The sequence below is a fragment of the Polyangium fumosum genome, assembly GCF_005144585.1.
In the GTDB taxonomy this organism is placed as follows: Bacteria; Myxococcota_A; Polyangia; order Polyangiales; family Polyangiaceae; genus Polyangium; species Polyangium fumosum.
The window spans coordinates 17,659-40,591 of record NZ_SSMQ01000056.1 but is presented as its reverse complement, the minus strand read 5'-3'; the positions used below and the strand labels follow the sequence as shown (position 1 = coordinate 40,591).

General features: G+C 68.1%; 22 protein-coding genes and 1 pseudogene. 11 read left to right on the top strand and 12 right to left on the bottom strand.

The features are described 5' to 3' along the window. Nucleotides 1–56 precede the first annotated feature (56 nt). On the top strand, nt 57–425 hold the full coding sequence (locus E8A74_RS37765) for a hypothetical protein (protein WP_136933956.1): 369 nt from the start codon (nt 57–59) through the stop codon (nt 423–425). A gap of 38 nt (nt 426–463) precedes the next feature. Next, nucleotides 464–1,000 (top strand): antibiotic biosynthesis monooxygenase family protein, encoded by a 537-nt coding sequence (locus E8A74_RS37760; protein WP_136933955.1) that lies wholly within the window; start codon nt 464–466, stop codon nt 998–1,000. 66 nt (nt 1,001–1,066) lie between these two features. Here E8A74_RS37760 and E8A74_RS37755 read toward each other — a convergent pair whose 3' ends face one another. Next, the gene (locus E8A74_RS37755) at nt 1,067–2,098 is read right to left on the bottom strand and encodes an aldo/keto reductase (RefSeq protein ID WP_136933954.1); all 1,032 of its coding nucleotides are present in this window, start codon (nt 2,096–2,098) and stop codon (nt 1,067–1,069) included. After that, nucleotides 2,098–3,063 carry a LysR family transcriptional regulator gene (locus E8A74_RS37750; protein WP_136933953.1) on the bottom strand — a complete coding sequence of 322 codons (966 nt, stop codon included), beginning with the start codon at nt 3,061–3,063 and terminating at the stop codon, nt 2,098–2,100. The genes E8A74_RS37755 and E8A74_RS37750 overlap by 1 nt, the downstream gene beginning before the upstream one ends. Nucleotides 3,064–3,219: 156 nt before the next feature. Between E8A74_RS37750 and E8A74_RS37745 the strand changes: the two genes are divergently transcribed. Next, nucleotides 3,220–4,110, top strand: a complete 891-nt coding sequence (locus tag E8A74_RS37745) for an NAD-dependent epimerase/dehydratase family protein (protein ID WP_136933952.1) — start codon at nt 3,220–3,222, stop codon at nt 4,108–4,110. 37 nt (nt 4,111–4,147) lie between these two features. Here the strand turns inward: E8A74_RS37745 and E8A74_RS37740 are convergent, their stop codons facing one another. Then, a complete protein-coding gene (locus E8A74_RS37740; protein ID WP_136933951.1) occupies nt 4,148–4,804 on the bottom strand; it encodes a DUF1826 domain-containing protein in 657 nt (218 codons plus the stop codon). 61 nt (nt 4,805–4,865) lie between these two features. On the opposite strand from E8A74_RS37740, the gene E8A74_RS37735 reads away from it, so the two are divergent. Next, nucleotides 4,866–5,303 (top strand): hypothetical protein, encoded by a 438-nt coding sequence (locus E8A74_RS37735; RefSeq protein ID WP_136933950.1) that lies wholly within the window; start codon nt 4,866–4,868, stop codon nt 5,301–5,303. A 15-nt stretch (nt 5,304–5,318) separates the two neighbouring features. Here the strand turns inward: E8A74_RS37735 and E8A74_RS37730 are convergent, their stop codons facing one another. Beyond that, nucleotides 5,319–6,053 (bottom strand): class I SAM-dependent methyltransferase, encoded by a 735-nt coding sequence (locus E8A74_RS37730; protein WP_170229671.1) that lies wholly within the window; start codon nt 6,051–6,053, stop codon nt 5,319–5,321. Between the two features lie 292 nt (nt 6,054–6,345). Then, a complete protein-coding gene (locus tag E8A74_RS37725) occupies nt 6,346–6,783 on the bottom strand; it encodes a helix-turn-helix domain-containing protein (RefSeq protein ID WP_136933948.1) in 438 nt (145 codons plus the stop codon). Between the two features lie 74 nt (nt 6,784–6,857). Between E8A74_RS37725 and E8A74_RS37720 the strand changes: the two genes are divergently transcribed. Continuing rightward, the gene (locus tag E8A74_RS37720; protein ID WP_136933947.1) at nt 6,858–7,712 is read left to right on the top strand and encodes a class I SAM-dependent methyltransferase; all 855 of its coding nucleotides are present in this window, start codon (nt 6,858–6,860) and stop codon (nt 7,710–7,712) included. A 27-nt stretch (nt 7,713–7,739) separates the two neighbouring features. Here the strand turns inward: E8A74_RS37720 and E8A74_RS37715 are convergent, their stop codons facing one another. Beyond that, nucleotides 7,740–8,375, bottom strand: a complete 636-nt coding sequence (locus E8A74_RS37715; RefSeq protein WP_136933946.1) for a TetR/AcrR family transcriptional regulator — start codon at nt 8,373–8,375, stop codon at nt 7,740–7,742. A 140-nt stretch (nt 8,376–8,515) separates the two neighbouring features. On the opposite strand from E8A74_RS37715, the gene E8A74_RS37710 reads away from it, so the two are divergent. The 3 genes from E8A74_RS37710 to E8A74_RS37700 are packed head-to-tail and all read left to right on the top strand — an operon-like array spanning nt 8,516 to nt 11,384. Next, entirely contained in the window at nt 8,516–9,760 is a 1,245-nt protein-coding gene (locus tag E8A74_RS37710; RefSeq protein ID WP_136933945.1) for an NAD(P)/FAD-dependent oxidoreductase, read from the top strand. A gap of 32 nt (nt 9,761–9,792) precedes the next feature. Continuing rightward, complete coding sequence (locus tag E8A74_RS37705) at nt 9,793–10,119, top strand: 2Fe-2S iron-sulfur cluster-binding protein (protein WP_136933944.1); 327 nt, start codon at nt 9,793–9,795, stop codon at nt 10,117–10,119. Nucleotides 10,120–10,142: 23 nt separating this feature from the next. After that, a complete protein-coding gene (locus E8A74_RS37700) occupies nt 10,143–11,384 on the top strand; it encodes a cytochrome P450 (RefSeq protein ID WP_136933943.1) in 1,242 nt (413 codons plus the stop codon). A 10-nt stretch (nt 11,385–11,394) separates the two neighbouring features. On the opposite strand, the gene E8A74_RS56125 is transcribed toward E8A74_RS37700, so the two are convergent. The 3 genes and pseudogenes from E8A74_RS56125 to E8A74_RS37690 form a co-directional block, all read right to left on the bottom strand. Further along, on the bottom strand, nt 11,395–12,675 hold the full coding sequence (locus tag E8A74_RS56125; protein ID WP_420814227.1) for a WD40 repeat domain-containing protein: 1,281 nt from the start codon (nt 12,673–12,675) through the stop codon (nt 11,395–11,397). Nucleotides 12,676–12,750: 75 nt separating this feature from the next. Further along, nucleotides 12,751–15,870: pseudogene (locus E8A74_RS37695) on the bottom strand (nSTAND1 domain-containing NTPase); the annotation flags it as partial. A gap of 818 nt (nt 15,871–16,688) precedes the next feature. Beyond that, on the bottom strand, nt 16,689–17,201 hold the full coding sequence (locus tag E8A74_RS37690) for a GNAT family N-acetyltransferase (protein WP_136933941.1): 513 nt from the start codon (nt 17,199–17,201) through the stop codon (nt 16,689–16,691). Nucleotides 17,202–17,928: 727 nt separating this feature from the next. On the opposite strand from E8A74_RS37690, the gene E8A74_RS53195 reads away from it, so the two are divergent. Further along, nucleotides 17,929–18,477 (top strand): fibrinogen-like YCDxxxxGGGW domain-containing protein, encoded by a 549-nt coding sequence (locus E8A74_RS53195; RefSeq protein WP_170229670.1) that lies wholly within the window; start codon nt 17,929–17,931, stop codon nt 18,475–18,477. 128 nt (nt 18,478–18,605) lie between these two features. After that, entirely contained in the window at nt 18,606–19,868 is a 1,263-nt protein-coding gene (locus E8A74_RS37685; RefSeq protein ID WP_170229669.1) for a PAS domain-containing protein, read from the top strand. 28 nt (nt 19,869–19,896) lie between these two features. Here the strand turns inward: E8A74_RS37685 and E8A74_RS37680 are convergent, their stop codons facing one another. After that, the gene (locus E8A74_RS37680) at nt 19,897–20,991 is read right to left on the bottom strand and encodes an ATP-binding protein (protein WP_170229668.1); all 1,095 of its coding nucleotides are present in this window, start codon (nt 20,989–20,991) and stop codon (nt 19,897–19,899) included. Nucleotides 20,992–21,409: 418 nt separating this feature from the next. Between E8A74_RS37680 and smpB the strand changes: the two genes are divergently transcribed. Beyond that, a complete protein-coding gene (smpB, locus tag E8A74_RS37675; RefSeq protein WP_136933938.1) occupies nt 21,410–21,892 on the top strand; it encodes an SsrA-binding protein SmpB in 483 nt (160 codons plus the stop codon). A 21-nt stretch (nt 21,893–21,913) separates the two neighbouring features. Here smpB and E8A74_RS37670 read toward each other — a convergent pair whose 3' ends face one another. Together E8A74_RS37670 and E8A74_RS37665 are read right to left on the bottom strand one after the other, a co-directional pair. Further along, nucleotides 21,914–22,366, bottom strand: a complete 453-nt coding sequence (locus E8A74_RS37670) for an NADAR family protein (RefSeq protein WP_136933937.1) — start codon at nt 22,364–22,366, stop codon at nt 21,914–21,916. Nucleotides 22,367–22,426: 60 nt separating this feature from the next. Next, complete coding sequence (locus E8A74_RS37665; protein ID WP_136933936.1) at nt 22,427–22,906, bottom strand: hypothetical protein; 480 nt, start codon at nt 22,904–22,906, stop codon at nt 22,427–22,429. Nucleotides 22,907–22,933: the final 27 nt, after the last annotated feature.

Sequence of the window (22,933 nt, the reverse complement as noted above, 5' to 3'; positions counted from 1 at the left end):
CGCGCCGTCCATCGGCTCGGACCGGAGGCGAGCGGCGGGGCCTGTAGCTTCCGCGCATGCGACGAACGATCCTTGCCGCCCTGATGATGCTGGCCGCGGGGCTTTCGGCGGCCCACACGATCTCTTCGGAGCGGCGTGTCGAAAACCCCTTGATGCAATACACGCTCGGGCCCTCGGCGAGGTTCGGCTTCACGGGCCACGTCGAGGAGCGCCTTTCCGCCGGTTCCTACCTCTATCTCCGCGTGCGGGATTCGGCGGGTGCGCGCCATTGGATCGCCACGCTGACGTCCACCGCCTCTCCGGCGGAGGACGTCGAGGTTCGGATCTTCGCGCGTGCCGAGGACTTCCATTCGAAGCGCCTGGGCCGCGAGTTTTCGCCGCTGCTCTTCGGCACCGTCCGGTCCGGAGCGCCCGACACGCGCTGAATTCCCTGCGATTGCTTTCCCTTCGAAGGAGCCACCCCATGAAACGAAACCTCGTAGCAAAAGCTCTCCTCTCCCTTTCCCTCCTTGCGTGCAGCGGCCCTTCGGCCGAGCCCCCCGATACGAAGGACGACGGTTGTTCGCGGGACAAACTGGAGCAAGACTTCGCGTCCTCCCCCCTCATGGGCGCCGGGGTCGACGCCGAGGGAAACCTTGCGCCGGGGAGCTACATCGTGAGCAGCACGTGGATCCACCGGAAGGGCACGTCGGCGTCCGAAGCGAAGTTCGAGGAGCTCGTGGGCCCCATCGGCGAGGCGCTCCAGACCCAGCCGGGGCTCGTGGCGTTCCAACTCGGCAGCTCCGCGAGCTGCCACGCGGGGCGTACGCTCACCGTCTGGAAGGACGAAGAGGCAATGTTCCAGTTCGTCGGCAGCCCCGCGCACGTCGAAGCGATGGCGCATATCGGGGAGGTGAGCCGCGGCGATAGCGTGGCCACGAACTGGCAGGATGATGAGCGCGGCGCCACCTGGGAGAAAGCGCTCACGCAGCTCGCTGCGGAGACGGGTCCTACCTATTAGCAGGTCCGTTCTGCTCGGAGAGAAGGTCCTCGACGGTGGAGTCCCAGCCGTCGAGGACGCGCCTCCTCACACCGGCGGCGGATTCCGTTCCCCGAACCCGCGCTGGTGCCAGTACGGATAGGGCGGCGTTACCACGCTCGCCGCATCGAGCGCGGCGACGTGCTCCGGTGCCAGCGTCCACCCCACGGCGTCGAGGTTCTGCCGCAGTTGTTCCTCGGTGCGCGCGCCGATGATGAGGGACGAGACCGTCGGCCGCTGCAGGAGCCAGTTCAGCGCGACCTGCGGCACCGTTTTGCCCGTCTCGGCGGCGACCTTGTCGAGCGCGTCGACAACACGATAGAGATATTCGTCCTCCACCGGCGGCCCGCGATCGACGACGACCTTGCTTTGCAGCCGGCTCGCCGGCGGCAGCGGCTGACCGCGCCGGATCTTCCCGGTGAGTCGGCCCCATCCGAGCGGGCTCCACACCACGGCGCCGACACGCTGATCGATCCCGAGTGGCATCAGCTCCCATTCGTAGTCGCGCCCGATCAGCGAATAATACGTCTGGTGCGCCACGTACCGCGCCCATCCGTGGCGATCGGAGACGGCCAGCGATTTCATGAGGTGCCAGCCGGAGAAATTCGAGCAGCCGACATAGCGGATCTTCCCCGCCTTCACGAGCGTGTCGAGCGTGCTCAGCACCTCCTCGATCGGCGTCACCGCGTCGAAGCCGTGCAGTTGATACAGGTCGATGTAGTCCGTGCGAAGCCGCGTGAGGCTCGTGTCCACCGCGCGCAGCAGGTGGCTTCGCGACGACCCGACGTCGTTCGGCCCAGGGCCGGCGCGGAACGTGCCCTTCGTCGAGATGAGCACGCGGTCGCGCCGCCCCTGGAGGGCGCGCCCGAGGATCTCCTCCGCCGCGCCACCCGAATAGATGTCGGCCGTATCGAACATCGTCAATCCAGCGTCGAGGCAGATGTCGACGAGGCGAGTCGCCTCGGCCACGTCGCTCGAACCCCACGCCTTGAAGAACTCGCCCGACCCCCCGAAGGTGCCGGTGCCGAAGCTCAACACCGGGACCTTGAGCCCCGATCCGCCCAATTGTCTGTACTCCATCAGACCAGCCTGTGCTCCTTCCCTGCGCCGGTGTCAATGGCCACGGACACGTCCTGTCGCCCTTGGGCCTCCATGAACGCTTGCAGCCGCGGAACGGTGTCGTCGAGAAAGGCGCGCACCCGCGGGGGCACGCGCTGGCCCCCGAGATGAAGCGCGTGCACGTCCTCCGCGTCGCTGTGCTCCTCGGACGTCAGCACTTCGACGAGGCGACCGGCGGCGATGTCGGGATCGATATGGAAATCGGCCAACCGCCCGAGCCCCACGCCTGCGATCGCCATCGTGCGAACCGTCTCGCCATTGTTCGCGAGCAGGCTCCCCTGCACCATCCGGTCGACGAGGCGACCTGCCTGCCGATGCGGCCACACCGGCGCCGCCCGCCGGAAGTTGAAGCCGAGGCAGTTGTGGTGGTCGAGATCCTCGACGGTCCGCGGCGTCCCGCGCCGCTTCAGGTACCCCGGAGATCCCACGATTCTGCGCCGCGCCGTGCCGATCTTGCGCGCGACGAGGTTCGAATCGGTGAGCGCCCCGATGCGAAACGCGACGTCGGTGCGATCGAGGTAAAGATCGACGATTTCATCCGAAAGCGAGAGGTCGACGACGATGTCGGGGTACCGCTCCCAGAAGGCCGGCAGCAAGGGCACGAGCCCGCGCGCGCCGAAGGCCACCGAGGCGCTGACGCGCACCGTCCCGCTCGCGTGCGCGCCTCCTCGCGCGAGCTCGCGTTCGAGATCCTCGAGCTCCGCGAGCAGCGCGCGGCTCCGCTCGAAGTAGAGCTGTCCTTCGTCGGTCAGCGATAGACGTCGCGTCGAACGCTCGACGAGACGCACGCCCATCCGCGCTTCGATCCGGCCGATCAGCTTGCTCACCGTCGACGGCGTCATCCGGAGCTGGCGAGCGGCCTCCGAGAAGCTCCGCGCTTCCACCACCCGCACGAAGACCTGCATCTCGCCTGCGCGATTGTCCATCTTGCTCCTGTCCTGGGTGGGTCTACGCGACGCCGCGTCGCGCGTCGAGCCTGTCCTCGTCCGTTTGGTGAACCGACTTCACAGATCTCGTGCACCCGGCGCGGGTTCCCGAAGGGCCGCGGAGCTTCCATCCTCCTGCGTGGAAAGGAACGTCGCATGAAGATCTTCGTGACTGGCGCGAGTGGTTACATCGGTGGCTCCATCGCCGCGCAGCTCGCCTCCCAAGGCCATACCGTGCGTGGCCTCGTTCGCTCGACGGCCAAGGGCGACGGCGTCCGCGCGAAGGGCATCACGCCCGTGTTTGGCACGCTCGACGATGCCGCCTTGCTGAGCACCGAGGCGAAGGCCGCCGACGCCGTCATCAACGCCGCCGACAGTGATCACGCAGGTGCCGTCGAGGCCCTGCTCGCCGGGCTCGCGGGGTCGGGCAAACCCTTTCTCCACACGAGCGGCAGCAGCATCGTCGGGGACGAGGCGATGGGCGCGCCCTCCGACGCGATTTACACGGAGGACACCCCGGTCAAACCCGAGCCCGACAAGGTCCACCGCGTCGCGTTGAACCAGCGCATCGTCGACGCGGCGCCTGCCGTGCGGACCATCGTGCTCTGCAACACCCTGATCTATGGCGACACGCTGGGCCCCCCCGCGCAGAGCGTGCAGATTCCGCCTCTGATCGTGCAGGCGAAGGAGAGCGGGATTCCTCGTTATATCGGGCGCGGCCTCAACATCTGGTCCAATGTCCACATCGCCGACGTGGTCGACCTTTATCTGCTCGCGCTGGAGAAGGCGCCCGCGGGCAGCTTTTACTACGTCGAGAACGGCGAGGCTTCGTTTGGGGATCTCGTCCGCGCGATCGGCAAGGCGCTCGGGCTGGGCGAGGCGCAGTCCTGGCCGGCCGAGGCAGCGGTCGCGAAATGGGGCCGCGAGCTCGCCGTCTTCGCGCTCGGCTCCAACAGCCGCGTCCGCGCCGACAAGGCCCGCGCCGAGCTCGGTTGGAGCCCCCGACATCGCTCGGTCGTCGACTGGGTCACGCAACACGTCCGATGAAATCGACCGTGGCTCCTCGCGCTCGCTGCGTCCTTCCTCATCTCTTGTCGTAGGTCGTCGCGACGAGCACGACGCGCGTGACGCCGAGCTCCTGAATGGGCGGTGATCGATGCACCGCCGCCCGCTCCGCGCCCGGATATCGCTCCCCTTTGAGCAGCACGACGTCTCCGGCGTTTGCCCGGCGCACCTTGTCGGGGTCCCGCACGATCCGGCGATTGGCCTCCGCGGGCGCGAGTGGGGCCGGCGCGAGCTCCTCCCGACGAACCCCGTCGTCCGGCAACCACTCCGTCCCAGGCCCGAGGTACGTGGTCACCATGCGCAGGCGCACGTAGTCCACGTGGAACTTGCGGCATTGATCGTGCCGTATCGCTCCGAAAGACACCTGGATGCGCCGGACACGGGTGAGCTCCGCGAAGCGCCGGAGCAGACGCCCGAGATCGGAGCGCAGCGGGCTCGTGTCGTCGTCGGGGTCGAAGGGCCGGCCCGCCTTGATCTCCGCCGCGTCGAAGATCCCCTCGAAAGCGTCCTTCTTGTCGGCCCACGCCGCCATCTCGGGCCCGAGGCCCGGCGGGACCGGACGCGTCCAGATCGCGACGTTCACGGAAGGTTCGTGGATCGACGCGAGGACGTCGGGAGCGCCGCCGAGGCGAAACGAGCTGTCCTGGCGTGAAGATGTGACGGCATGAAGGATCACGAGGGCCTTCTATATTGCAAACGCATCATAGTTGCAACTATAGTTCTACATGGACTGCAACATGGACCGAGAGCATGACGACCTCTGCCGGCGTGCGGCGCACCACCTTCACGAGGCCGGTTTTTCGCCGATCGGCGGGGCACCCTCGGGTGGGCTCGCCGTGCGGCGCGTCGCCGTCGACTCGACGCTCTCCCTCGGGTACGACCCTGCTGCAGGCCTCGTGCGCCTCTCGGTCTTGTTCACCCGCGGCGCCGCGACGTGCGGGATCTTCCAGGGCGGGCGAGGCGAGCTGCGGATCTTCGCGGGGCCGTCGTCGCTGCTCGGGCTGCTCTGCTGGATCACGTCGTCGCACGACGAGCTCACCGCGTTCGAGGCCGACGCGTGGCTCGAGCAGATCCTGTCGCTCTGCCCCGCGACGTACGCCGTGCTCTCCTCCCGGAGCGGCGAGGAGATCCTCGCCCTCGTGATGCCGCAGGAAGCCAGCGCGATGTTGCAGTAGCAGGTACTGGCGTGTTCAGCGGCGGCGCGCCATGACCTGGAGGTGGCCACCCGCGGTCGCATACCCCTCGTGCGCGATCCGCTCTTGCAATGCGAGGAACTCCTGCCGAGCCTCCCATGGATCGAAGCCGGGTCCCCGCGCCGCCCCGAGCGCCTCCAGCATCTCGCGAAAAAGGATCGGCTTGCCGAAGATCTCGACCACCTCCGCGCCAGCCGCATCCACGGCTTCCTCGAGCTCGCGCAGGGTGAAGGCGTGGACGGGCAGCCCGTACGGACAGGTCGCCCGCCCGGTGAGAAGAATGTCCATGGCCTCCGCCTTCTTTCCGGACTCCAGGGCGCCTAGAAAATAAGACTGTCGATTGTCGACCCCGAGGACCACGTAAGCCCCTGCAGCCGCGACCCGGCACAGCTCCGCGATGGCCTCTCGGTATTGGGAGGTGCAATACGAGACTGGATCGCCTTCGCAGAACACCAGATCAAATGCGCCGTCGGCGAAGGGCAAGGAGACGATGGTCCCCACCTCGAAGGCGGCACGCGCGAGCAGCCCTCGCTGCGCGAAGCGGGCCTTGGCCTGTTCGAGCATTCCCGGCGAGAGATCGAGCACCGTGACGTGATGACCCCGCTCGGCAAAGAGCGCGCCGTACTTGCCGCTCCCGCCTCCGGCGTCGAGAATGCGTAGGCTCCGGCCCTCGGGGAGCACGGCAGCCACCGCGTTCCACGTGAGGCTCTCGTAGACGAACCAGTAGAGCACATCGAGAACCTCACGTCCGGCGGCGCCGTCCTGACGTGTGGCGGCACCATGTGATCGAACGCAACGAAGGCACGGAATCGAGCGGCCCCGGGTCATCCGGGGGCTCCGCTCCCGATAGGCCGCACCATGGATACGAACGAGCTGATTCGCGAGACGTACGACCAAGTGGCGTCGAGCTACGATCGAGACGAGGCCGATCACGTCCTCCGCCGTCGAGCTGCCAATCCGCAGCACGCTTACGTCGCGCCGCGCCCTATGGCGCACCGCATTCCGCGTCATGGGCAGAATCGAGCTAGCCCCGCGGCGGCAGCGGAGCCCTCTTCTTTCGTGCTCCCCTCGCGCCCGATGCGGCGGCCTGCAAAATGCTGCGGAAGGTCGGGCATTCCATGTGGCTCGGCGCGCGGCAGGCCGCGGCGTGCCGGAGGCCGTCGCGTATCGCGCAGAGGTCGCGGATCGTCGCGTCGAGCTCCTCCGCCTTGGCCGTGAGCCTTTGCCGATCGATACGCGGCCTCCCGTCCGGCGCGATCATCAGAGCGATCTCGTCGAGCGAAAAGCCGGCGGTGCGCCCCAGCGCGATCAGCGCAAGCCGCTCCAGCACGCCGGGATCGAACAGACGGCGCAAGCCTCGCCTGCCGATGGACGTGATCAGCCCCTTTTCCTCATAGAACCGCAGCGTCGAGGCAGGAACGCCAGACCGACGCGCAACTTCCACGATGTCCAGGTCTCTCACCCTCTTGACCTCAAGTCGACTTGAACTGGCACCGTGCAGCTTCCACTTCTCGAAGGCAAGCCAAGGAGACGATCATGGCCGTAGCGCATCCCACCGAGGACGAACAATCGAAGCTTTGGAACGGCCCTGCCGGACACGCCTGGGTCGATGAGCAGGCGCTGCTCGATCAGATGTTCCAACCGTTCGAAGACCTGCTCGTCGAAGCGGTCGCCGCCGGAGCCGCGAGTCACGTGCTCGACATCGGCTGCGGCACGGGCAGCACGACGCTCGCCGTCGCGCGGCGGCTCGGCGCGAAGGGCCGCTCGGTCGGCATCGACCTCTCGGAGCCGATGATCACCGCCGCCCGCGCCCGCGCCGCACGGGAAACGACGCCCGCGAGCTTCCTCCGCGACAGCGCGCAGACCCACGCGTTCGAGCCTGCGAGCTTCGACATGCTCATCTCGCGCTTCGGCGTCATGTTCTTCGACGACCCTGTCCAGGCCTTCGTGAACCTGCGGCGCGCGGCAAAACCCGACGCCGCGTGCCGGTTCATCGCTTGGCGGAGCGCCGCGGACAATCCGTTCATGACGACGGCCGAGCGCGCCGCGGCGCCGCTCCTGCCGAACCTCCCCGTCCGCCGCCCAGACGCGCCCACGGGGCAGTTCGCCTTCGCGGACCCGCGCCGCGTCTCCGCCCTCCTTTCGCAGAGCGGCTGGGCCGAGATCGACATCCAGCCGATCGACGTCGCCTGCACCCTGCCCGCGAGCGAGCTCGTCCGGTACCTGACCCGGCTCGGCCCCGTCGGCCTGATCCTTCAACAGGTGGACGATCGGACGCGCGCGCAGGTCCTCGAAACGGTGCGCGCCGCCTTCGAGCCCTATGTGCACGGCGCAGACGTCCGCTTCTCCGCGGCCTGCTGGAGCATCGGCGCGCGCGCGCCGCGTGCTTGAGCGCTGGACGATTGGGCGCGCTCGCCCTCACCGGGGCAGGCGCGCCGCACCTGCGCGGGCGCCCGCGAGCACGGTGTCGATGGCCGCGGCGGCGTAGTCCTCGCTGACGTCCTCGCCGCGCTGGATGAGGCGCGTGAAAATCCCCCCGAAGATCAGGTCGTGGATGAGCTCCAGGTTCACGTCCGCGGGGAGCTCGCCGCGCGTGATGCCGCGTTCGAGCATGGCCGTGTTGCGCTGCTGCCGTCGATCGCGCAGGGCCCTCGAAATGGCCTCCACCTCTGGATCCGCGCGCTCCATCTGCAACATCCGCACGATGCCCCGGCCCGTCGGTGTCTGGCACAACCGCACGGAGCGCATCACCACGGCCAGCAGATCCCCGCGCAGCGTGCCCGTATCCACCGCCTCCTGCTCCTCGTTGGCCGCGCGCAGAGACGCCGCGACGAGCTCCGACTTCGTCGGCCAGCGCCGGTAGATCGTCGTCTTGTTCACCCCCGAGCGCGCCGCGACATCCTCGATGCGCAGCGCGCCGTAGCCCACGCGCCCGAGCTCCTCGTGCGTCGCGGCGAGCACGGCCGACACCACGCGCTCGGCGCGTCCATGGACGCGGGTGCCTTCGGTGCGGCGGGTTCGAGGACCGGGCGGGGGGGTGCTCTCGTGCTGCATGGCCTGGGTCTATCTAACGGATCCGCCGGGATTTTCGCGCAGATTTGCCACAAAGGCAACTATCTGTTGCCAAAGCTACACGTCTGGGTACTATGGCAACTACAAGTTGCCTTGAGACGCACGAGAGGTACGTCGCGGACATGGATGAACGCATCGTGATCGTGGGAGCCGGCCAGGCCGGTGGCGAGCTCGCGGCCGGGTTACGCAAGCAGGGCTACCCGGGGCGGATCGTCCTGCTGGGAGACGAGCCGCATCCGCCCTACCAGCGCCCTCCGCTCTCGAAAGGGTTCCTGCTCGGAAAGGTCGCGCTGGCCGAGCTCTACCTCAAACCCCTGGCGACCTACGAGCGCTTCGACATCGAGCTCCGGCTCGGCGCGCGCGTCGAGGCCATCGACCGCACCACGCGGGCGCTCGCCCTCCAGGACGGGAGCCGTCTTTCCTACGACAAACTCGTCCTGGCCACGGGCGGCCGCGCGCGTCGTTTGCCCCTCCCCGGGCTTCCGCGCGCGCCGATCGAGAACCTGTTCTCGGTGCGATCGATCGCCGACATCGAGGCGATGCGCGCGAAGTTCGTCGCGGGCAACCGGTTGGTCCTCGTCGGCGGCGGCTACGTCGGGCTCGAGGTCGCGGCCGTGGCCGTGCAGCTCGGGCTGCGGGTGACGGTGCTGGAGGCGGCGCCTCGCCTGCTCGCCCGCGTCACGGGGCCGGAGGTGTCCACCTTCATCGAGCAGCTTCACCACGAGCGGGGCGTGGATTTCCGCCTCGCCTGCGAGGTGCAGGGCCTGGAACTCGACGAGGCCGGGTGCCAGGTGCGCGCCGTCCGCATCGTTCGTCACGGCATCCCCGAGCAGATCGACGCGGATCTCGTGCTCGTGGGCATTGGCCTCGTCCCGAACACGGAGCTGGCCTCCGCGGCGGGCCTCGCCGTCGACGACGGCATTGTCGTCGACGAATACGCCTGCACGTCCGACCCGGCCATCCTCGCCATCGGGGACTGCGCGAACCAGCCGAGCGCCTTCGCGGGCGGACGCCTCCGGCTCGAATCCGTGCCCAATGCCATCGAGCATGCGCGCGTCGCGGCCGCCACCCTCATGGGCAAGCGGGAGCCTTCGGCCGCCATTCCCTGGTTCTGGTCGGACCAGTACGGCTTGAAGCTGCAAATGGTGGGGCTCTCCGCCGGCTACGAGCAATGCGTCACGCGAGGCTCCGCCGGGGGCAAGGAGTTCTCGGCCTTTTATCTCAAGGACAACCGGATCCTCGCCGCCGATGTCCTGGGCCGCCCCGCGGAGTTCATGGCCGCGAAGCGGCTCGTCGCGAGCCGGGCGCAGGTGGACGTCACCCGCCTGGGCGACGCGGCCGTCCCGCTCGCCAGCCTCGCCGCTTGAAGACCATCGTTCATCGAAATCCAGGAGGAAGAATGCCGAAGATCAAATTCATCGAGGCGGACGGGAAGGAGCACGAGGTCGAGGCGCAGGAGGGACAGTCCGTCATGCAGGCGGCCATGGACAACCTCGTGCCCGGCATCGTCGCCGAATGCGGAGGGTTTGCCAGTTGCGCGACCTGCCACGGGTATGTCGACGAGGCCTGGCTTCCGAAGGTCCCCCCGCCCGATGCGGCGGAAGAGGGAATGATCGCATGCGCCTATCACGTCCGGCCGACCAGCCGCCTGACCTGCCAGATCACGGTGACGCCCGCGCTGGATGGACTCGTGGTCCGTCTCCCCCTTTCACAGACGAGTGAATGAGCCCTTCCGAGAGAGGTTCGAACATGCACGCATTCAGCGGTCAGAAATTGGAACAGATCCCCGCGCACGTCCCGCCGGAGCTCGTGTACGACTACGACAGCAGCCGAGATCCGCGGATGCTCGAGGACCCGCACGCCCGGATGCGCTCCCTCCTCCTGGAGGCGCCGCCCATCTTCTTCTCCCCGCACAACGGGGGCCATTGGTTCGTCACCCGGAAGCAGGCCATCGTGGACATCACGATGAACCCGGAGGTCTACAGCAACAGCCTCTTCCACGCCGCAGAATCACCCGCGGGGGAAGGGGAGCACGCGGCCCCGCAGCCGGGCTTCCTGATGTTGCCCATTTCGACGGATCCGCCGCAACACACCGCGTACCGGGCCCCCCTCAACCAGCCGCTGGCGGCCAAATCCGTCGCCGCACTCGAGACGGCCATCCGGACCATGACGAACGAGCTCATCGACAACGTGCTCGACGCAGGACGCTGCAATTTCCTTTCGGACATCGCCGAGCCGCTGCCCGTCACGCTCTTCATGCAGCTCGCCGGCATGCCGACGAACCGCCTGGCCGAGTTCCGTGCGCTCGCCACGCAGGCCACCTCCGCCACGGTGGATCACGCGACACGCGAGCAGATTTTCAAACGGATCGCGGGGATCCTGACGGAGTCCATCAAGCTCCGGCAGGAGAAGCGCGAGGACGACCTGATCAGCCGCCTGCTCGACGCGAACATCCACGGCCGCAAGCCCACGTTCCAGGAGATGCTGGGCTACAGCATCACCCTGTTCCTCGGCGGGCTCGACACCGTCGTGAATGCCCTGAGCTTCGGCGTCCGTCACCTGGCGCGGGATCAGGCATTGCAGGCCAAACTCCGGGCCGACCCGAGCCTCCTGCCCGGCGCCGTCGAGGAGCTCTTGCGCCTTTACGGCGTCGCGTGCCCGCCCCGGCGCGTGACGCGCGACGTGGTCCTTCACGGCGTCCAGCTCAAGCAAGGCGACGCCTTGTTGTTGCTCCTTCCCGCGGCGAACTACGACGACGCCGCATTCCCCAATCCCGAGCAGTTCACCCTGGGCCGGACGGAGCAACACATGACGTTCAATGCGGGCCCCCACCGGTGCGTCGGCCTGAACCTGGCCCGCCTGGAGATGAAGGTGTTTTACCAGGAGTGGTTGAAGCGTATCCCGCCGTTCCGGCTCGACCCCCAGGCGCCGCCGCGGTTCACGGGGGGCTTCAACCTGGCCGTCACGAGCCTGCCGCTGGTCTGGGCGTAGGGCTCCTGTGTTATCGGGACGCGCCACCGGCGGCCGCTTCGACGCGACGCTGGCAGGTCCGCTGCTCGGCGCGGGCCATCTCTTCGGTCACGCCGAGGTGCTTGACCGTCCAATCGACGGGTACGCAATAGGGCGTCGCGGCCCATAGCTGCGGGTCCTCGGGGCTGACGAGCGGCATCAGATCGTTCCACACCTGCGAGGTCTGGTCGTCGGATGCGGTGACGAGGCGCTTGCCGTCGGGGCTCCACGCCACCGAGGAGACCCAGCCTTCGTGCCCGCGAAGCACCACCGGCTCGCCCGTCCCATCGCCATTCCAGATCCGCACCGTCTTGTCCACGGAGGCGGTGGCAATACGCTTACCGTCCGGGCTCCACGCCGCCGAACGGACCCAGCCTTCGTGCCCATTCAACACCAGCGGCTCGCCCGTCCCCTCGAGGTCCCACACGCGCGCCGTCCGGTCGGAGGACGTGGTGACGATGCGCTTTCCATCGCGGCTCCATGCCGCGAATTCGACCCAATGATCATGTCCGCGAAAGATCCGTGGCTCGTCCGCCCCATGGGCATTCCACACCCGCACGGTCCGATCCGAGGACGTCGTGGCGATATGCGCGCCGTCGGGGCTCCACGCCACCCAGCGGACCTCGCCCTCGTGCCCGCGGAGGACCCGCGGTTCGCCGCTTCCATCGGCGTTCCAGATGCGCGCCGTCCGGTCCTCGGAGGCGGTGACGACGCGCTTGCCATCGGGGCTCCACGCCGCCGCATTGAGCGCGCTCTCGTGCCCGCGAAGCACCACCGGCTCGCCTGTCCCTTCGGCATTCCAGAGACGCGCCGTCCGGTCCTCGGAGGCGGTGACGATGCGGCTGCCGTCCGGGCTCCACGCCGCCGAGGAGACCCAGTTCTCGTGCCCGCGCAAGATCAGAGGTTCGCCCGACCCGTCGGCCTTCCACACCCGCGCGGTGCCGTCCTCCGACGCCGTGAGAATACGCTCGCCGCCGGGGCTATACGCCACGGAAGAGACCGCGCCGTCATGCCCGCGGAAGACCCGCCGCTCCCCCATCCTCCGGGCGTCCCAGATCCGCACGGTCCTGTCGGACGACGCGGTGACGATGCGCCGGCCATCCGGGCTCCATTCGGCCGCACGCGCCCAGCCCTCGTGGCCCCGCAGGATCCAGGGTTCGCCCACGCCATCGGCGCTGTAGACCCGCGCCCGTTTGTCGTCGGACGTGGTGATGATGCGCGTGCCGTCGGCGCTCCATTTCGCCGAACGGACCCAGCCCTCGTGCCCGCGCAAGATCAGAGGTTCGCCCGACCCGTCCGCATTCCACACCCGCGCCGTCTTGTCCTCCGACGCGGTGGCGATGCGCTTGCCATCGGGGCTCCATGATGCAAACCGCACCTTGTTCCCGTGCCCGCGCAAGATCAGGGGCTGGCCCGTCCCGTCGGCATTCCACACCCGCACCGTCCGGTCCTGCGAGGCGCTGACGAGGTACTTCCCATCGGGGCTGAAATCCGCCCACAGGACGGCATTGTCGTGGCCACGCAAAACGAGGGGCTCGCCGGTGCCATCGGCCTTCCAGACCCGCACCGTCTTGTCGAACGACGCCGTGACGATGCGCTTTCCATCGGCGCTCACGGCCACGGAGCTCACCGCATCCTCGTGCCCGCGCAGGACGAGGGGTTCGCCCGTCCCGTCGGCCTTCCACACCCGCGCCGTCCTGTCGTCGGAGGCGGAGGCGACGCGTTTGCTGTCGGGGCTCCAGGCGACCGCATTGATCGCGCTGTCGTGACCACGCAAAAGGAGGGGCTCACCGGTCCCATCCGCGTTCCACACGCGCGCGAGCTTGTCCCGGGACGCAGAAGCAATCCGTTTGCCGTCGGGGCTCCACGCCGCGGAAAAGACGCTGTCGTGGTGGGGGAGCACCACGAGCGTGAGCCCGCTGTGCATGGCCGTCAGCGCCAGGTCGGACCATTCGCGCGGCACGCCGGGCGGCTCCACCTCGCGCAGCAGCGCGAGCGCGGTCGTCGGATCGGTCTCCAGAAGCTCGCGCGCCAGGGCCATGCGGGTGGTATTGCGCGTCTGCCGGGCCTCGTCCTGGGCGAGCGCCGAAGCTTCATCCGCGAGCGCCGAAGCTTCATCCGCGCGCGCGGATTCTCGGTTCGCCCGGCTCGCGAGCAGCGACACGAGGAGGGCAATGGCGCCGAGGGTGACGACGGTGCCCGCGGCGAGCCGCCGGCGCATGCGCCGCGCATGCTTCGAGAGCGCGATGACGGCCTGGAGATACCGCTCCTCGCGCGCGCCGAACCCGACCGCCGACGCCTCGCGCCCCTGCGCGCGCCGGCGCTCGAGCCACACGCGCGCCTCCTCCGCCGCGCGATCCCGCCAGAGCAGACCCTCGGCGTTCCCGCTCGCCTCCCACGGCTCGGCCGCGGCGCGCAGCCGCGCCAGGAACTGCGCGTCGAGCTCGTTCTCGTCGAGCCATTGCTTGAGCTTCGCCCACCGCTCGACCAGCGACTCGTGGATGATCTCCACCGTCGTGCCCTCGCGCCCGCCGGAGGTCTCGATGAGCAGGAGCCGCGCGTCGGCGAGGTGATGGACCACCTGTTCCACCGCGCGGCCGTCCTCGGCGAGCGCAGAAAGCTCCTCCAAATTCACCACCGCGCGCGTGCGCTCGGGCGTGACGAGGCGCAGGAAGACCGTCCGGCAGAGCCGCTGGTCGAGCGACGAGAGCCCCGAGAGGACCGCGTCCGCGTGCGTCGACAGCGCCCCCGCGACCCCGCCGAGCTGCTCGTAGCTGCCCTGCGTGAGCAGGCGGCGCTCCCGATCCCGCGCCTCCCATAATTTCGCGGCCGTGAATTGCAGGAGGGGCAGCGGGCTCTGCGTGCGTTCGAGCGCGCCGAGCATGCCGACGATCATCTCCTCGCTCTCGAAGGAATACCCCGTCGCCTCGATCGGCCGCGTCAAGGCCTCGCGCAGCCCCTCGTGCCCCACGGGCGGCAGGAACGAGAGCCCGCGGATCACCTCCGTCATCAGCTTTCGATCCTCGGTCATGCGATCGAGGAAATCGGAGCGGATGGAGAGAATGACGCGCAGCGGGGACGAGGCGTCGTCGGCCGCGCCCTCGATGCAAGCGGCGAACGCCGCGCGCTCGGCGGGGTCGGTCCCCAGGGTATAAAGCTCCTCGAATTGATCGACGAAGAGCAGAATGCGGTGCAGGCTCCCCTGCCGGCGGCAACGCGACCGCAAGCGCGCCCCGAGGAGCCCTGGCTGCGCGCGCAGGCTGGCCACGAGATCCTCAGGGTCGCTCGGCTCGCTCGCGCCTGCCCGGGTGCTCTCCGGCGCGGCCGCCGCGATCTGGAGGAGCACCTCGGCGAGCGCGGCGAGGGGCCGGCGCCCCGGGCGCAGGAGGAAGGTCTCCCAGCGCTCGCCCGAGCGCTTCAAGGCCGGGATCACGCCCGCGCGCACGAAGGACGATTTGCCCGCGCCCGAGGGCCCGGCCACGGCCACGAGCGGCTGGTGGCGGAGCTGGCCGAGGACGCTGGCGACGTCGCGATCACGGCCGAAGAAGCGCGCCGCGTCCGCCTCTTGAAAGGCAGAGAGGCCGGCGAAGGGGCTCTCGTCCTCGCTCGGCGCGAGGGACTTTCGGCCGGGCAAGACGGCTTCGAGCGCGGCGAGCAGCTCCTCGGCCGAGCTGAAGCGCTCTTCTTTGTGTTTCTTCAAGCAGCGGTCGATGACGGCGCCGAGCGGGCCCACGTCCGCGCGTTTGTCGCTCACGCTGGGCATGGGGATGTCGAGGATCTCGACCTGCGAGAGCTGGAACAGGTTGGCCGGGGCGAGCGGGTGCGCGCCGGTGCAGAGTTCAAATAGAATGATGCCGACGGCCCAGATGTCGCTGCGCGCGTCGATGTCCTCGGCGCGCCATTGCTCGGGCGACATGTACGGGAGCGTGCCGAGGAGGGCGCCGTCCTCGGTCAGGCCGGAGCCCTTGACGAGCGGCGGCCGGGAGGCGGTGATCGCGGACAGCTCCTCGGCCTCGAAGCGCTTGGCGATGCCGAAATCGAGCACCTTCACGTGCCCGCCGCCGGTCAGGAAGATGTTGTCGGGCTTGAGATCGCGGTGCACGATCCCGAGCTGATGGGCGCAGCCGAGCGCGCGCACCACGGGCAGGACGAGCTCGACGGCGAGGCTCGGCGACACGCGCCCGCTGCGGGTGTCGGCGGGGGAGCGGGGCTCGAACGCGCCGGGCACCTCGCGTTGCGCCAGAAAGGCGCTGAGGGTGCGGCCTTCGAGGTGCTCGAGCACCATGTACGGGTATCCGTCGTGCTCGTCCACCTCGTGGATGACCACGATATTCTCGTGCTTGCAGCGGGCGGTGGCGCGCGCCTCGGCGAGGAAACGCTCGGCGCCCTGGCCGCTGTGTTCGAGGAGGAGCTTGATGGCGACGAGGCGGCCGAGCTTGGTGTCGCGGGCGAGGAACACGATCCCCATGCCGCCCTCGCCCAGCTTGCGGATGAGCTCGTAGTGCTTGATGCTGGAGCCGGCCCGCAAAGGCCCGGCGTCCGCCTCGGCGCCCGGCTCCGCGAGTGATTCCGCGCTTTCGGTCCGGGCCAAAGGGAGATTGGGGTCCGGGCTCTTGGGATGCGCCTCGGGGGGGCCGTTGTTTTCGTTCTGCAGCATCGCCGTTCGTTCGTGCCTCCCGCCCCTCGTCCTCGCTTCGGGGGAGCGATGCTAGCATCGGGCGCGCGTGTTTTCTCGGATCCTCCGTGGTGACCGCGGGCACGCTCGGCGTCATGTTTTTGGTGGGTAGCGAGCGAACGGACGTATCGGTGAGACCGTCTCCGGGAGGGGGGAGACCATCTCCAGAGACAGGTGAGCGTGTCTTCCGGGAGGGTGAGACCCTCTTGCAAGAGGGTCGGGAGCGTCTTCGAGGGGGAGGAGACCCTCCTCCGGAAGGGGCGCGGGGGTCTCGGGGAGGAAGGACCGTCCCTGCGGGGAAGGACGAGACCCTCCTGCAAGAGGGTCGAGCATGTCCTCGCGGAGACGGAGAACCCTGTCCCGGAAGGGACGAGGGGTTGCGAACGGGGGACGGGAGGGGCTCGGCGGGGATGGTCAGCGTTGAAGGGGAGGGACGAGAGCGTCGTCCGAGAGGGGTGAGAGCCTTTTGGGGAGGGATGGCGCCGTCGTCGAACAGGGACGAGGGCGTCTTTCGGGGGGAGGGGACGGTCGTTGGGGAGGGTCGAGGGGGTCCGCCAGGAGGGTTGTTGGTCTTGTTGGCTTCCTCGTCGAACTTGCCGCTGAATATGATGTCAGCCGCGGCGCAGGATGATCTCGCGGTCCCGCACACGCCCGACCGGAAATTCGTATTCGCCCACCTTCACGAAGCCGTGCTTGCCGTAAAGCCGCTGGGCGCCGTGGTTCTCCGACCACACGCCGATCCACAGGAGGCGCCCGGGTCGCTCCAGCCAATCCAGCGCGAGCTTCAGCAGCCGGCTGCCCAGACCGGAGCCCTGCTCGGTCTTCAGCACATAGAGGCGCTTCAACTCGCCACACGCGGGCGTGACGTCCTCGTGCGGTAGCCTGCACGGCCCCACGTGGGCATACCCGACGGCGCGGCCATCCGCCTCGGCCAGCCAGAGGGCCTGCGCCGGATCGGACAGCTCGCCCCGGGCCCTGTCCTCGGCGTAGGCCGTTTCAAGGAAGTCGCGCAGGTCCTCGGGCGGGTAGAGGTGGCCGAAGGTCTCGACGAAGGTCGCGCAGGCGAGCGCGCGCAAGGTCTCGGTGTCGGCGGGCGTGGCGCGACGAATCGTGGCCTGGCTCATGGGCCGGGCATCTACCATCTTCGCGGGCGGACGCGAAGACCCATCGACGCGTCCCGTCGTGCCTCGAATGCCATCTCAGCACCCCTCAGGCCACGGCGCCGTCGTCGCAACGCACGGGGGCATAACGCAGCCGGGTTGCAAGCGGATGGTGCAAATAGGAAGAGCGCTAGCACTCGAGATCGGAGAGAGCAACGGTGTCCATTGACGTCGTCTCCCAATTGCGGTCTTCTATCGGTTTGCCACTCGTGTAAAAGGAGGCTCGCATGCAACATTCGCGTTTCGGAGTTTGGTCGGGGGCGTTCGTGTCCGCCCTTCTGGTCGTCGCCTGTGGCGGGGACGCGGTGACCCCACCCCCCGGGCAACGGCGGGGCCGGCGGTGAAGCGGGGAGCGGTGGCGTGGGTGGAGCCGGCGGCGTGGGCGGCACGGGCGGGGCCGGCGGCATGGGCGGCGCGGGTGGCGCTGGCGGGAGTGGCGGGGCGGGTGGAGCTGGCGGGAGTGGCGGGGCGGAGCCGACGTGCGCGGATGCCGTGAAGAATGGCACCGAGACAGGTGTCGACTGCGGCGGCGCCATCTGTGGCCCCTGCGCCGACGGGGAGGGTTGCCTGAGTGGCTCCGATTGCGTGAACGGACGATTGCGCCTTCCATCTGTGCGTCGACGGGGTCTGCACGGCTTGCACCCAGACGGCCCAGTGCGGCACGGGCCTCAACTGCGTCGCGGGTGCTTGCGTGCCGGCCGCGGTCGATTGCGCCGCGCAGAAAGCCCAGTGCCCGGGCTCGCCCGACGGGGAATACTGGGTCGCGCCGAACGGGCAGAATCCATTCTTCGCCTATTGCGACATGGCCCTCGGCGTCGCGCTCTGCACCGAGACGCAGGGCGTCCACCAGGGCAGGACCCGCGAGGGCTCGAACCTCGATTACGTCATGACGAGCGTCCTCGACCACGCGGCCGGCGTCTGCGAGATGTGGGGCCTCCGCGCCACGGGCAACAATCGACCGCTCGATCGGATCAACGCCGTCGCCGGTCAGACCATGACGACCTGCAAGGCGCTCGGATTCATCAACGATGATTCGCTCGGTTCATGCTTGTTCGGCGCGGCCACCACGACCTGCGGGTACGACGTGAGCAGCGGCTACTATCGCTACGGCAACCTTTGCCAAGGCTGCTCCCTGAACAACGGGCCGTTCGCTACCTACGTGCTGCAAGGCCCCATGAACACCGCCTCCGTACTTTCCAGCATGGATGGATCGAAGCGCAATCGCTCCAAGGCACGCTGAGCCGGGATTGGCACGCCCCGGGGGAGCGATCCAGCGTACTTCGCCGATTCTACAGCGGTCAGGGCAGCGTTTTCCTCTCTGTTCTGTTGGGGAGGGGCCTGGTAAAGTTCATCCGCGCGGGAGGCGTGATGACGAACGAGATGGAAATCGTCGAGAGGCTGAGGCTCGAGAACGATACGCTACGCAAGCGTGTGGCCGAGCTCGAGGAGACCGTCCGGCAGCGAGATCGAGTCACGCAGACGATCATCGACCACGTCCCGGCGCTCATCTTCGTGATGGATCTGGAGGACACGTACAGCCACACGAACCATTCCTGCGCGGCCTTCATGGGCCGAAAGGACGTCTCCGAGATCGTCGGGCACAACGCCAGCGAGTTCTTTCCTCCCGAAGTCTTCGCGGCCTGGAGGGAGAACAATCGCCTGGTGGTCGCGAAGGGCGAAGCCATCGTGGCGGAAGAGTCTGGCCCAGGGGACGACGGCATACAGGTATACCGATCCATCAAGTTCCCCATACGCGACGGCGAGGGGACCATTCGCTGGATCGGCGGCATCGCGACGGACGTGACGGCCGAGCGCAGGGCCGAGGAGCGGCTGGGCGAGAGCCAGGCGCGCGCGCAGGCCATGCTCGACGCGTCGACGGATCTGCTCCTGCTCGTGGATCTCGAAGGCGTGGTCGTCATGGCCAACCAGGCGGCCGCGGGTCGGCTCGGGTGCTCTCCGGCGGAGGCGGTCGGGAGGCGCGACGTCTTCCCGCTCGATGAGCCGGACCGCCGGGCCTTTTTGGTGGAGGAGGTGCGGCGCACCGGCACCCCTGCGCGTTTCGATGCCGCGCGCGACGAGCGCTGGTTCGAGGTGACCGCGTATCCGGTGCGGAATGGCGACGGACGGCCCGCGCGCCTGGCGATCTTTGGGCGCGACGTGACGGAACAGAGGCGCGCGGCCCAGGAGCAGCGGCGGCTCCAGGAGCAGATCATCGAGGCGCAACGGCTGGCCATTCAGGAGATCGGGACGCCGCTCGTCCCCCTCACGGACGAGGCGGTGGCCATTCCGCTCATCGGGGCCATCGACGAGGTGCGCGCGGCGCATTTCGTGGAGACGATGCTGCGCGGGGTGGACGCTCGCGGGGCGCAGATCGTCGTCGTCGACGTGACCGGCGTGAGCAACGTCGATACCCACGTGGCCGAGGTGCTCGTGCGCGCCGCGCGGGCGGCGAAGCTGCTCGGCGCAGAGGTGATCATGACGGGCATCCGGCCCGCCGTGGCGCAGGCGCTGGTCGACCTCGGCGCGGATCTCGGCGGCGTGGTGACGCTCGCGTCGTTGCAGGACGGCATTGCGTATGCGGTGCGGGGAAAGGGGCGGGCGTCTTTACCTCGGCGTGGCGTCAGGGCATGATCGACCCGCGCCAGCGCGGACGTTGATTTCAAGGGTGGTCGACGCGTTTGATCTGGCCGACGATATGCGCTCGTAGTTCAGCGTTGTGTCGAAGTTCATGCGCGAAGGCGCGGCGCACCACCGCCGAAACGACGGTTGCCACTGCCGGTGTTGCGAGTCTGCTCGTCGTAGGGGACGCATAGGTGGGGTCCCGGAGCCGGACGCAAACGACTGCATGCAAGCCGCTGGCAACGATGTCGCGGAGTTGCTCCAGCGATCGCTTGTTCACGCGCGCTCCTTCGACATCCCGCAGCCCACGAGCCAAGCCATTCAATAGACCTCGGACGTGCGTGCCGCCCTCGGTCGTACGTTGAATGTTGGCGAAACTGTCAATCGACGTCCGGGGATGATCTCGCCACTCCATCGCCACCTCGACCGAGATGTCATTCTCGACCTCTTCGACGGCGACGACGCCGAAGATACGCTTGCCTGGGGAGCGTGTTCTTTCAAGAAATACGCGAATGCCGCGCGGCTCGTGGAAGTGGTGCCTCCGATGATCGACAAAGGAGAAGCTCAGCGAGGGCACGAGGCATGCGAGTTCGCGCAGCCGTGTAGCGATGGCGCCTGCGTTGAACCACGGGTTCGAAAAGATGGTCGGGTCGGGAAGGAACGTGATTGCCGTCCCCGTTTGGCTCGTCGAGCCGACCGCTTCGAGGGCGTCACAAGGGATACCGCGTTCGTAGCGCTGTCTGTAGTGCTTTTCGTCCCGAAAGATCTCGAGGCTGAGCCACGAGGACAAGGCATTCACCGCAACCAACCCGACGCCATGCAGTCCCACATGCTCGTGGGGCGTGTGGCCATCGAAGGTGGGCGTTCGGTGCAGGGACGTGAGGGCCTTCTGAACGAAAGGAACCCCATCGACTCGATCGACAGGGATCCCACGGCCGTCGTCCCGAACCGTCATCGAGCCGTCTTCGCCAACTTCGACCGACACGGCCCGGCAAGAGCCTCGAACATGCTCATCGAGCGCATTCGCAAGCAGCTCCCACACCATGTGCAACAAGCCACTGCCGTCGTGGACGTCACCAATGAACATCCCTGGCCTGCGACGGATGGCATCGATGTCCGCATCGGAGTCGATCATGCGAAGCGCTCCACCCTCTCTGGACGAGGAGATCCTTGTCTGCCCCGGGCCTTGGCCCACGACGGGCGCGTATCTCACGAACTTCGCCGAGCTACAAGAGAGTCGTTGATTTGCGCTTTCGGACCTCGGCCGTGACGAGGCGCTGAAGAGGTTTCGCTCGGACGAGGGCCGGATGGCGGCGCTCCGGGCGCGTCGGAGGATGGGGCTGCGCCGTAGATCGCTGGTCCGCGGACGTACTTGCTCGGGCCATGGCACGTTCGCGAGAACGGGTGCGCGATTTCCGAAGCCGAGCGTCTCCATCGCACTTTCCCTGCGCATGCGCGATGCGTAGACTCTCGTCGGTAGACATGGAGTCTCTTCTTGCAGACCGTTTGCCCGTCCCAGCGCTGGGGCCCAGGACATCAAAAAGACGCCGCCCATGACAGGACGGAAGCAAAGCGACGAGCACGTCATCGCGCGGAACCGCGCGGCGACGTTCCACTACGAGCTATCGGACCGGTACGAGGCGGGCATCGTGCTGCGCGGGAGCGAGGTGAAGTCGCTGCGGGAGGGGCGCGTGCACCTGGCCGATGCGTTCGCGGTGGTCGAGCGGGGCGAGGTATGGCTGAGGAACATGCACATCGCATCCTTCTTCCACGCCCGCGCATTTCCGCACGACGAGCGCGGCGCGCGCAAGCTGCTCCTCCACGCGCGCGAGATTCAGCAGATCGAGCGCGCCATCATGCGCGAGGGCTACACGCTCGTGCCGCTCGATCTGCATTTCCGGAATGGCCACGTGAAGGTGGCCCTCGGCGTCGGTCGCGGGAAGAAGGTCCACGACAAGCGCGCCGCCATCGCCGAGCGCACCGAGGAACGCGAAGCGCTGCAAGAGCTGCGTGCCCGCCAGCGCCGCGGCGGGTAATGCCGGGCTCGTGACGGCATCTCAAGGCCGTCTTTCCGTCTGCAGGATCGTGCGGACGTCCATGAGAATGCGCCCGAGCATGTTTTTGCCCGAGCCGTCCCCGCCGTCGCCCCAGAATGAATCGGTGTCGGTGTGCTCGATAAGGGGAGCGTCTGCCGTCGACAGGAGGAGCTTGGCCAGGTCGTCATGTTGCCGGAACTTGGCTTCGACCGCCCGGCGCATCACCGAAACCTTCACCGATTCCCAGTCAGCGCGGAGTTTTTGTCGCCGATCGCGCCCGAGCCGTGCCGCGAGCAGCGGCGTGGACGCGCAGCGAACGCGCTCCTGCACCTTTGGATCGAGAAACTTCTGGGCCTGAAAATAGTGCTCCGAGGTCGGCCAGCGTTTCTTGTCCAGGAAGACGGGATACGGCGCGAAATTGGAGAACTCGCCATAGGCGTCTTGGACGCTGTAAAAGCGAAGGAGAGGTGTCATGCGTCGAGGTTCCCGCTCGGAGGCGCGAGTCGCTCCACACTTGCTGGTGCGCGATTCCGCTTAGTGGTGTGTCGCGCCCGACGCGATGTACGACCGTTCGGTCCCGACCGCGCAGGTCGCGAACGCCTTGCAGTCGGCCGCCGCCTCGCAGGCGTCGCCTTGCTTGAGCAGCCGCTCCAGTTGGTCGGCGGGGGTGCGAGTCGCCATCGCGTCGCACATCGCGTCGATTTTCGCGGGCTCCATGTCGCTCTCCCACTGGACGCGTGATTCCTTCAGAACCACGTCGCGCCCCTCGGTCTTGACGCGCTCGCCAATGCCCTTCGGCATGTCGAGCTCGATGCGGAGGTCGAGCACCGCGGATAGGTAGTCGTCGTTGCACGTGGCTTGCCGCGCGTAGTAGCGATGGCACATCGGCCCGAGATCGGCGGCGGTACGCGCGGCGGGCTCCGCAGGTGGCGGCGAGGAGGTGCCGCCACACGCGGCGAGCAGGAGCAGGAGGACGAAGCGGCGATCACACGACATGGCACGACGATACGTCACCGCGGCGCGCAGCGTAAGGGATCTTTG

What these genes read in the sequence shown, in the direction of transcription:
- E8A74_RS37705 (WP_136933944.1), top strand. Translation starts at nt 9,793, where the DNA reads ATGCCGAAGATCAAATTCATCGAGGCGGACGGGAAGGAGCACGAGGTC.
- E8A74_RS37670 (WP_136933937.1), bottom strand. Translation starts at nt 22,366, where the DNA reads ATGACACCTCTCCTTCGCTTTTACAGCGTCCAAGACGCCTATGGCGAG.
- E8A74_RS37750 (WP_136933953.1), bottom strand. Translation starts at nt 3,063, where the DNA reads ATGGACAATCGCGCAGGCGAGATGCAGGTCTTCGTGCGGGTGGTGGAA.
- E8A74_RS37680 (WP_170229668.1), bottom strand. Translation starts at nt 20,991, where the DNA reads ATGATCGACTCCGATGCGGACATCGATGCCATCCGTCGCAGGCCAGGG.
- E8A74_RS37720 (WP_136933947.1), top strand. Translation starts at nt 6,858, where the DNA reads ATGGCCGTAGCGCATCCCACCGAGGACGAACAATCGAAGCTTTGGAAC.
- E8A74_RS37755 (WP_136933954.1), bottom strand. Translation starts at nt 2,098, where the DNA reads ATGGAGTACAGACAATTGGGCGGATCGGGGCTCAAGGTCCCGGTGTTG.
- E8A74_RS37765 (WP_136933956.1), top strand. Translation starts at nt 57, where the DNA reads ATGCGACGAACGATCCTTGCCGCCCTGATGATGCTGGCCGCGGGGCTT.
- smpB (WP_136933938.1), top strand. Translation starts at nt 21,410, where the DNA reads ATGACAGGACGGAAGCAAAGCGACGAGCACGTCATCGCGCGGAACCGC.
- E8A74_RS37685 (WP_170229669.1), top strand. Translation starts at nt 18,606, where the DNA reads ATGACGAACGAGATGGAAATCGTCGAGAGGCTGAGGCTCGAGAACGAT.
- E8A74_RS37710 (WP_136933945.1), top strand. Translation starts at nt 8,516, where the DNA reads ATGGATGAACGCATCGTGATCGTGGGAGCCGGCCAGGCCGGTGGCGAG.
- E8A74_RS37715 (WP_136933946.1), bottom strand. Translation starts at nt 8,375, where the DNA reads ATGCAGCACGAGAGCACCCCCCCGCCCGGTCCTCGAACCCGCCGCACC.
- E8A74_RS37735 (WP_136933950.1), top strand. Translation starts at nt 4,866, where the DNA reads ATGGACCGAGAGCATGACGACCTCTGCCGGCGTGCGGCGCACCACCTT.
- E8A74_RS37760 (WP_136933955.1), top strand. Translation starts at nt 464, where the DNA reads ATGAAACGAAACCTCGTAGCAAAAGCTCTCCTCTCCCTTTCCCTCCTT.
- E8A74_RS37700 (WP_136933943.1), top strand. Translation starts at nt 10,143, where the DNA reads ATGCACGCATTCAGCGGTCAGAAATTGGAACAGATCCCCGCGCACGTC.
- E8A74_RS37745 (WP_136933952.1), top strand. Translation starts at nt 3,220, where the DNA reads ATGAAGATCTTCGTGACTGGCGCGAGTGGTTACATCGGTGGCTCCATC.
- E8A74_RS37690 (WP_136933941.1), bottom strand. Translation starts at nt 17,201, where the DNA reads ATGAGCCAGGCCACGATTCGTCGCGCCACGCCCGCCGACACCGAGACC.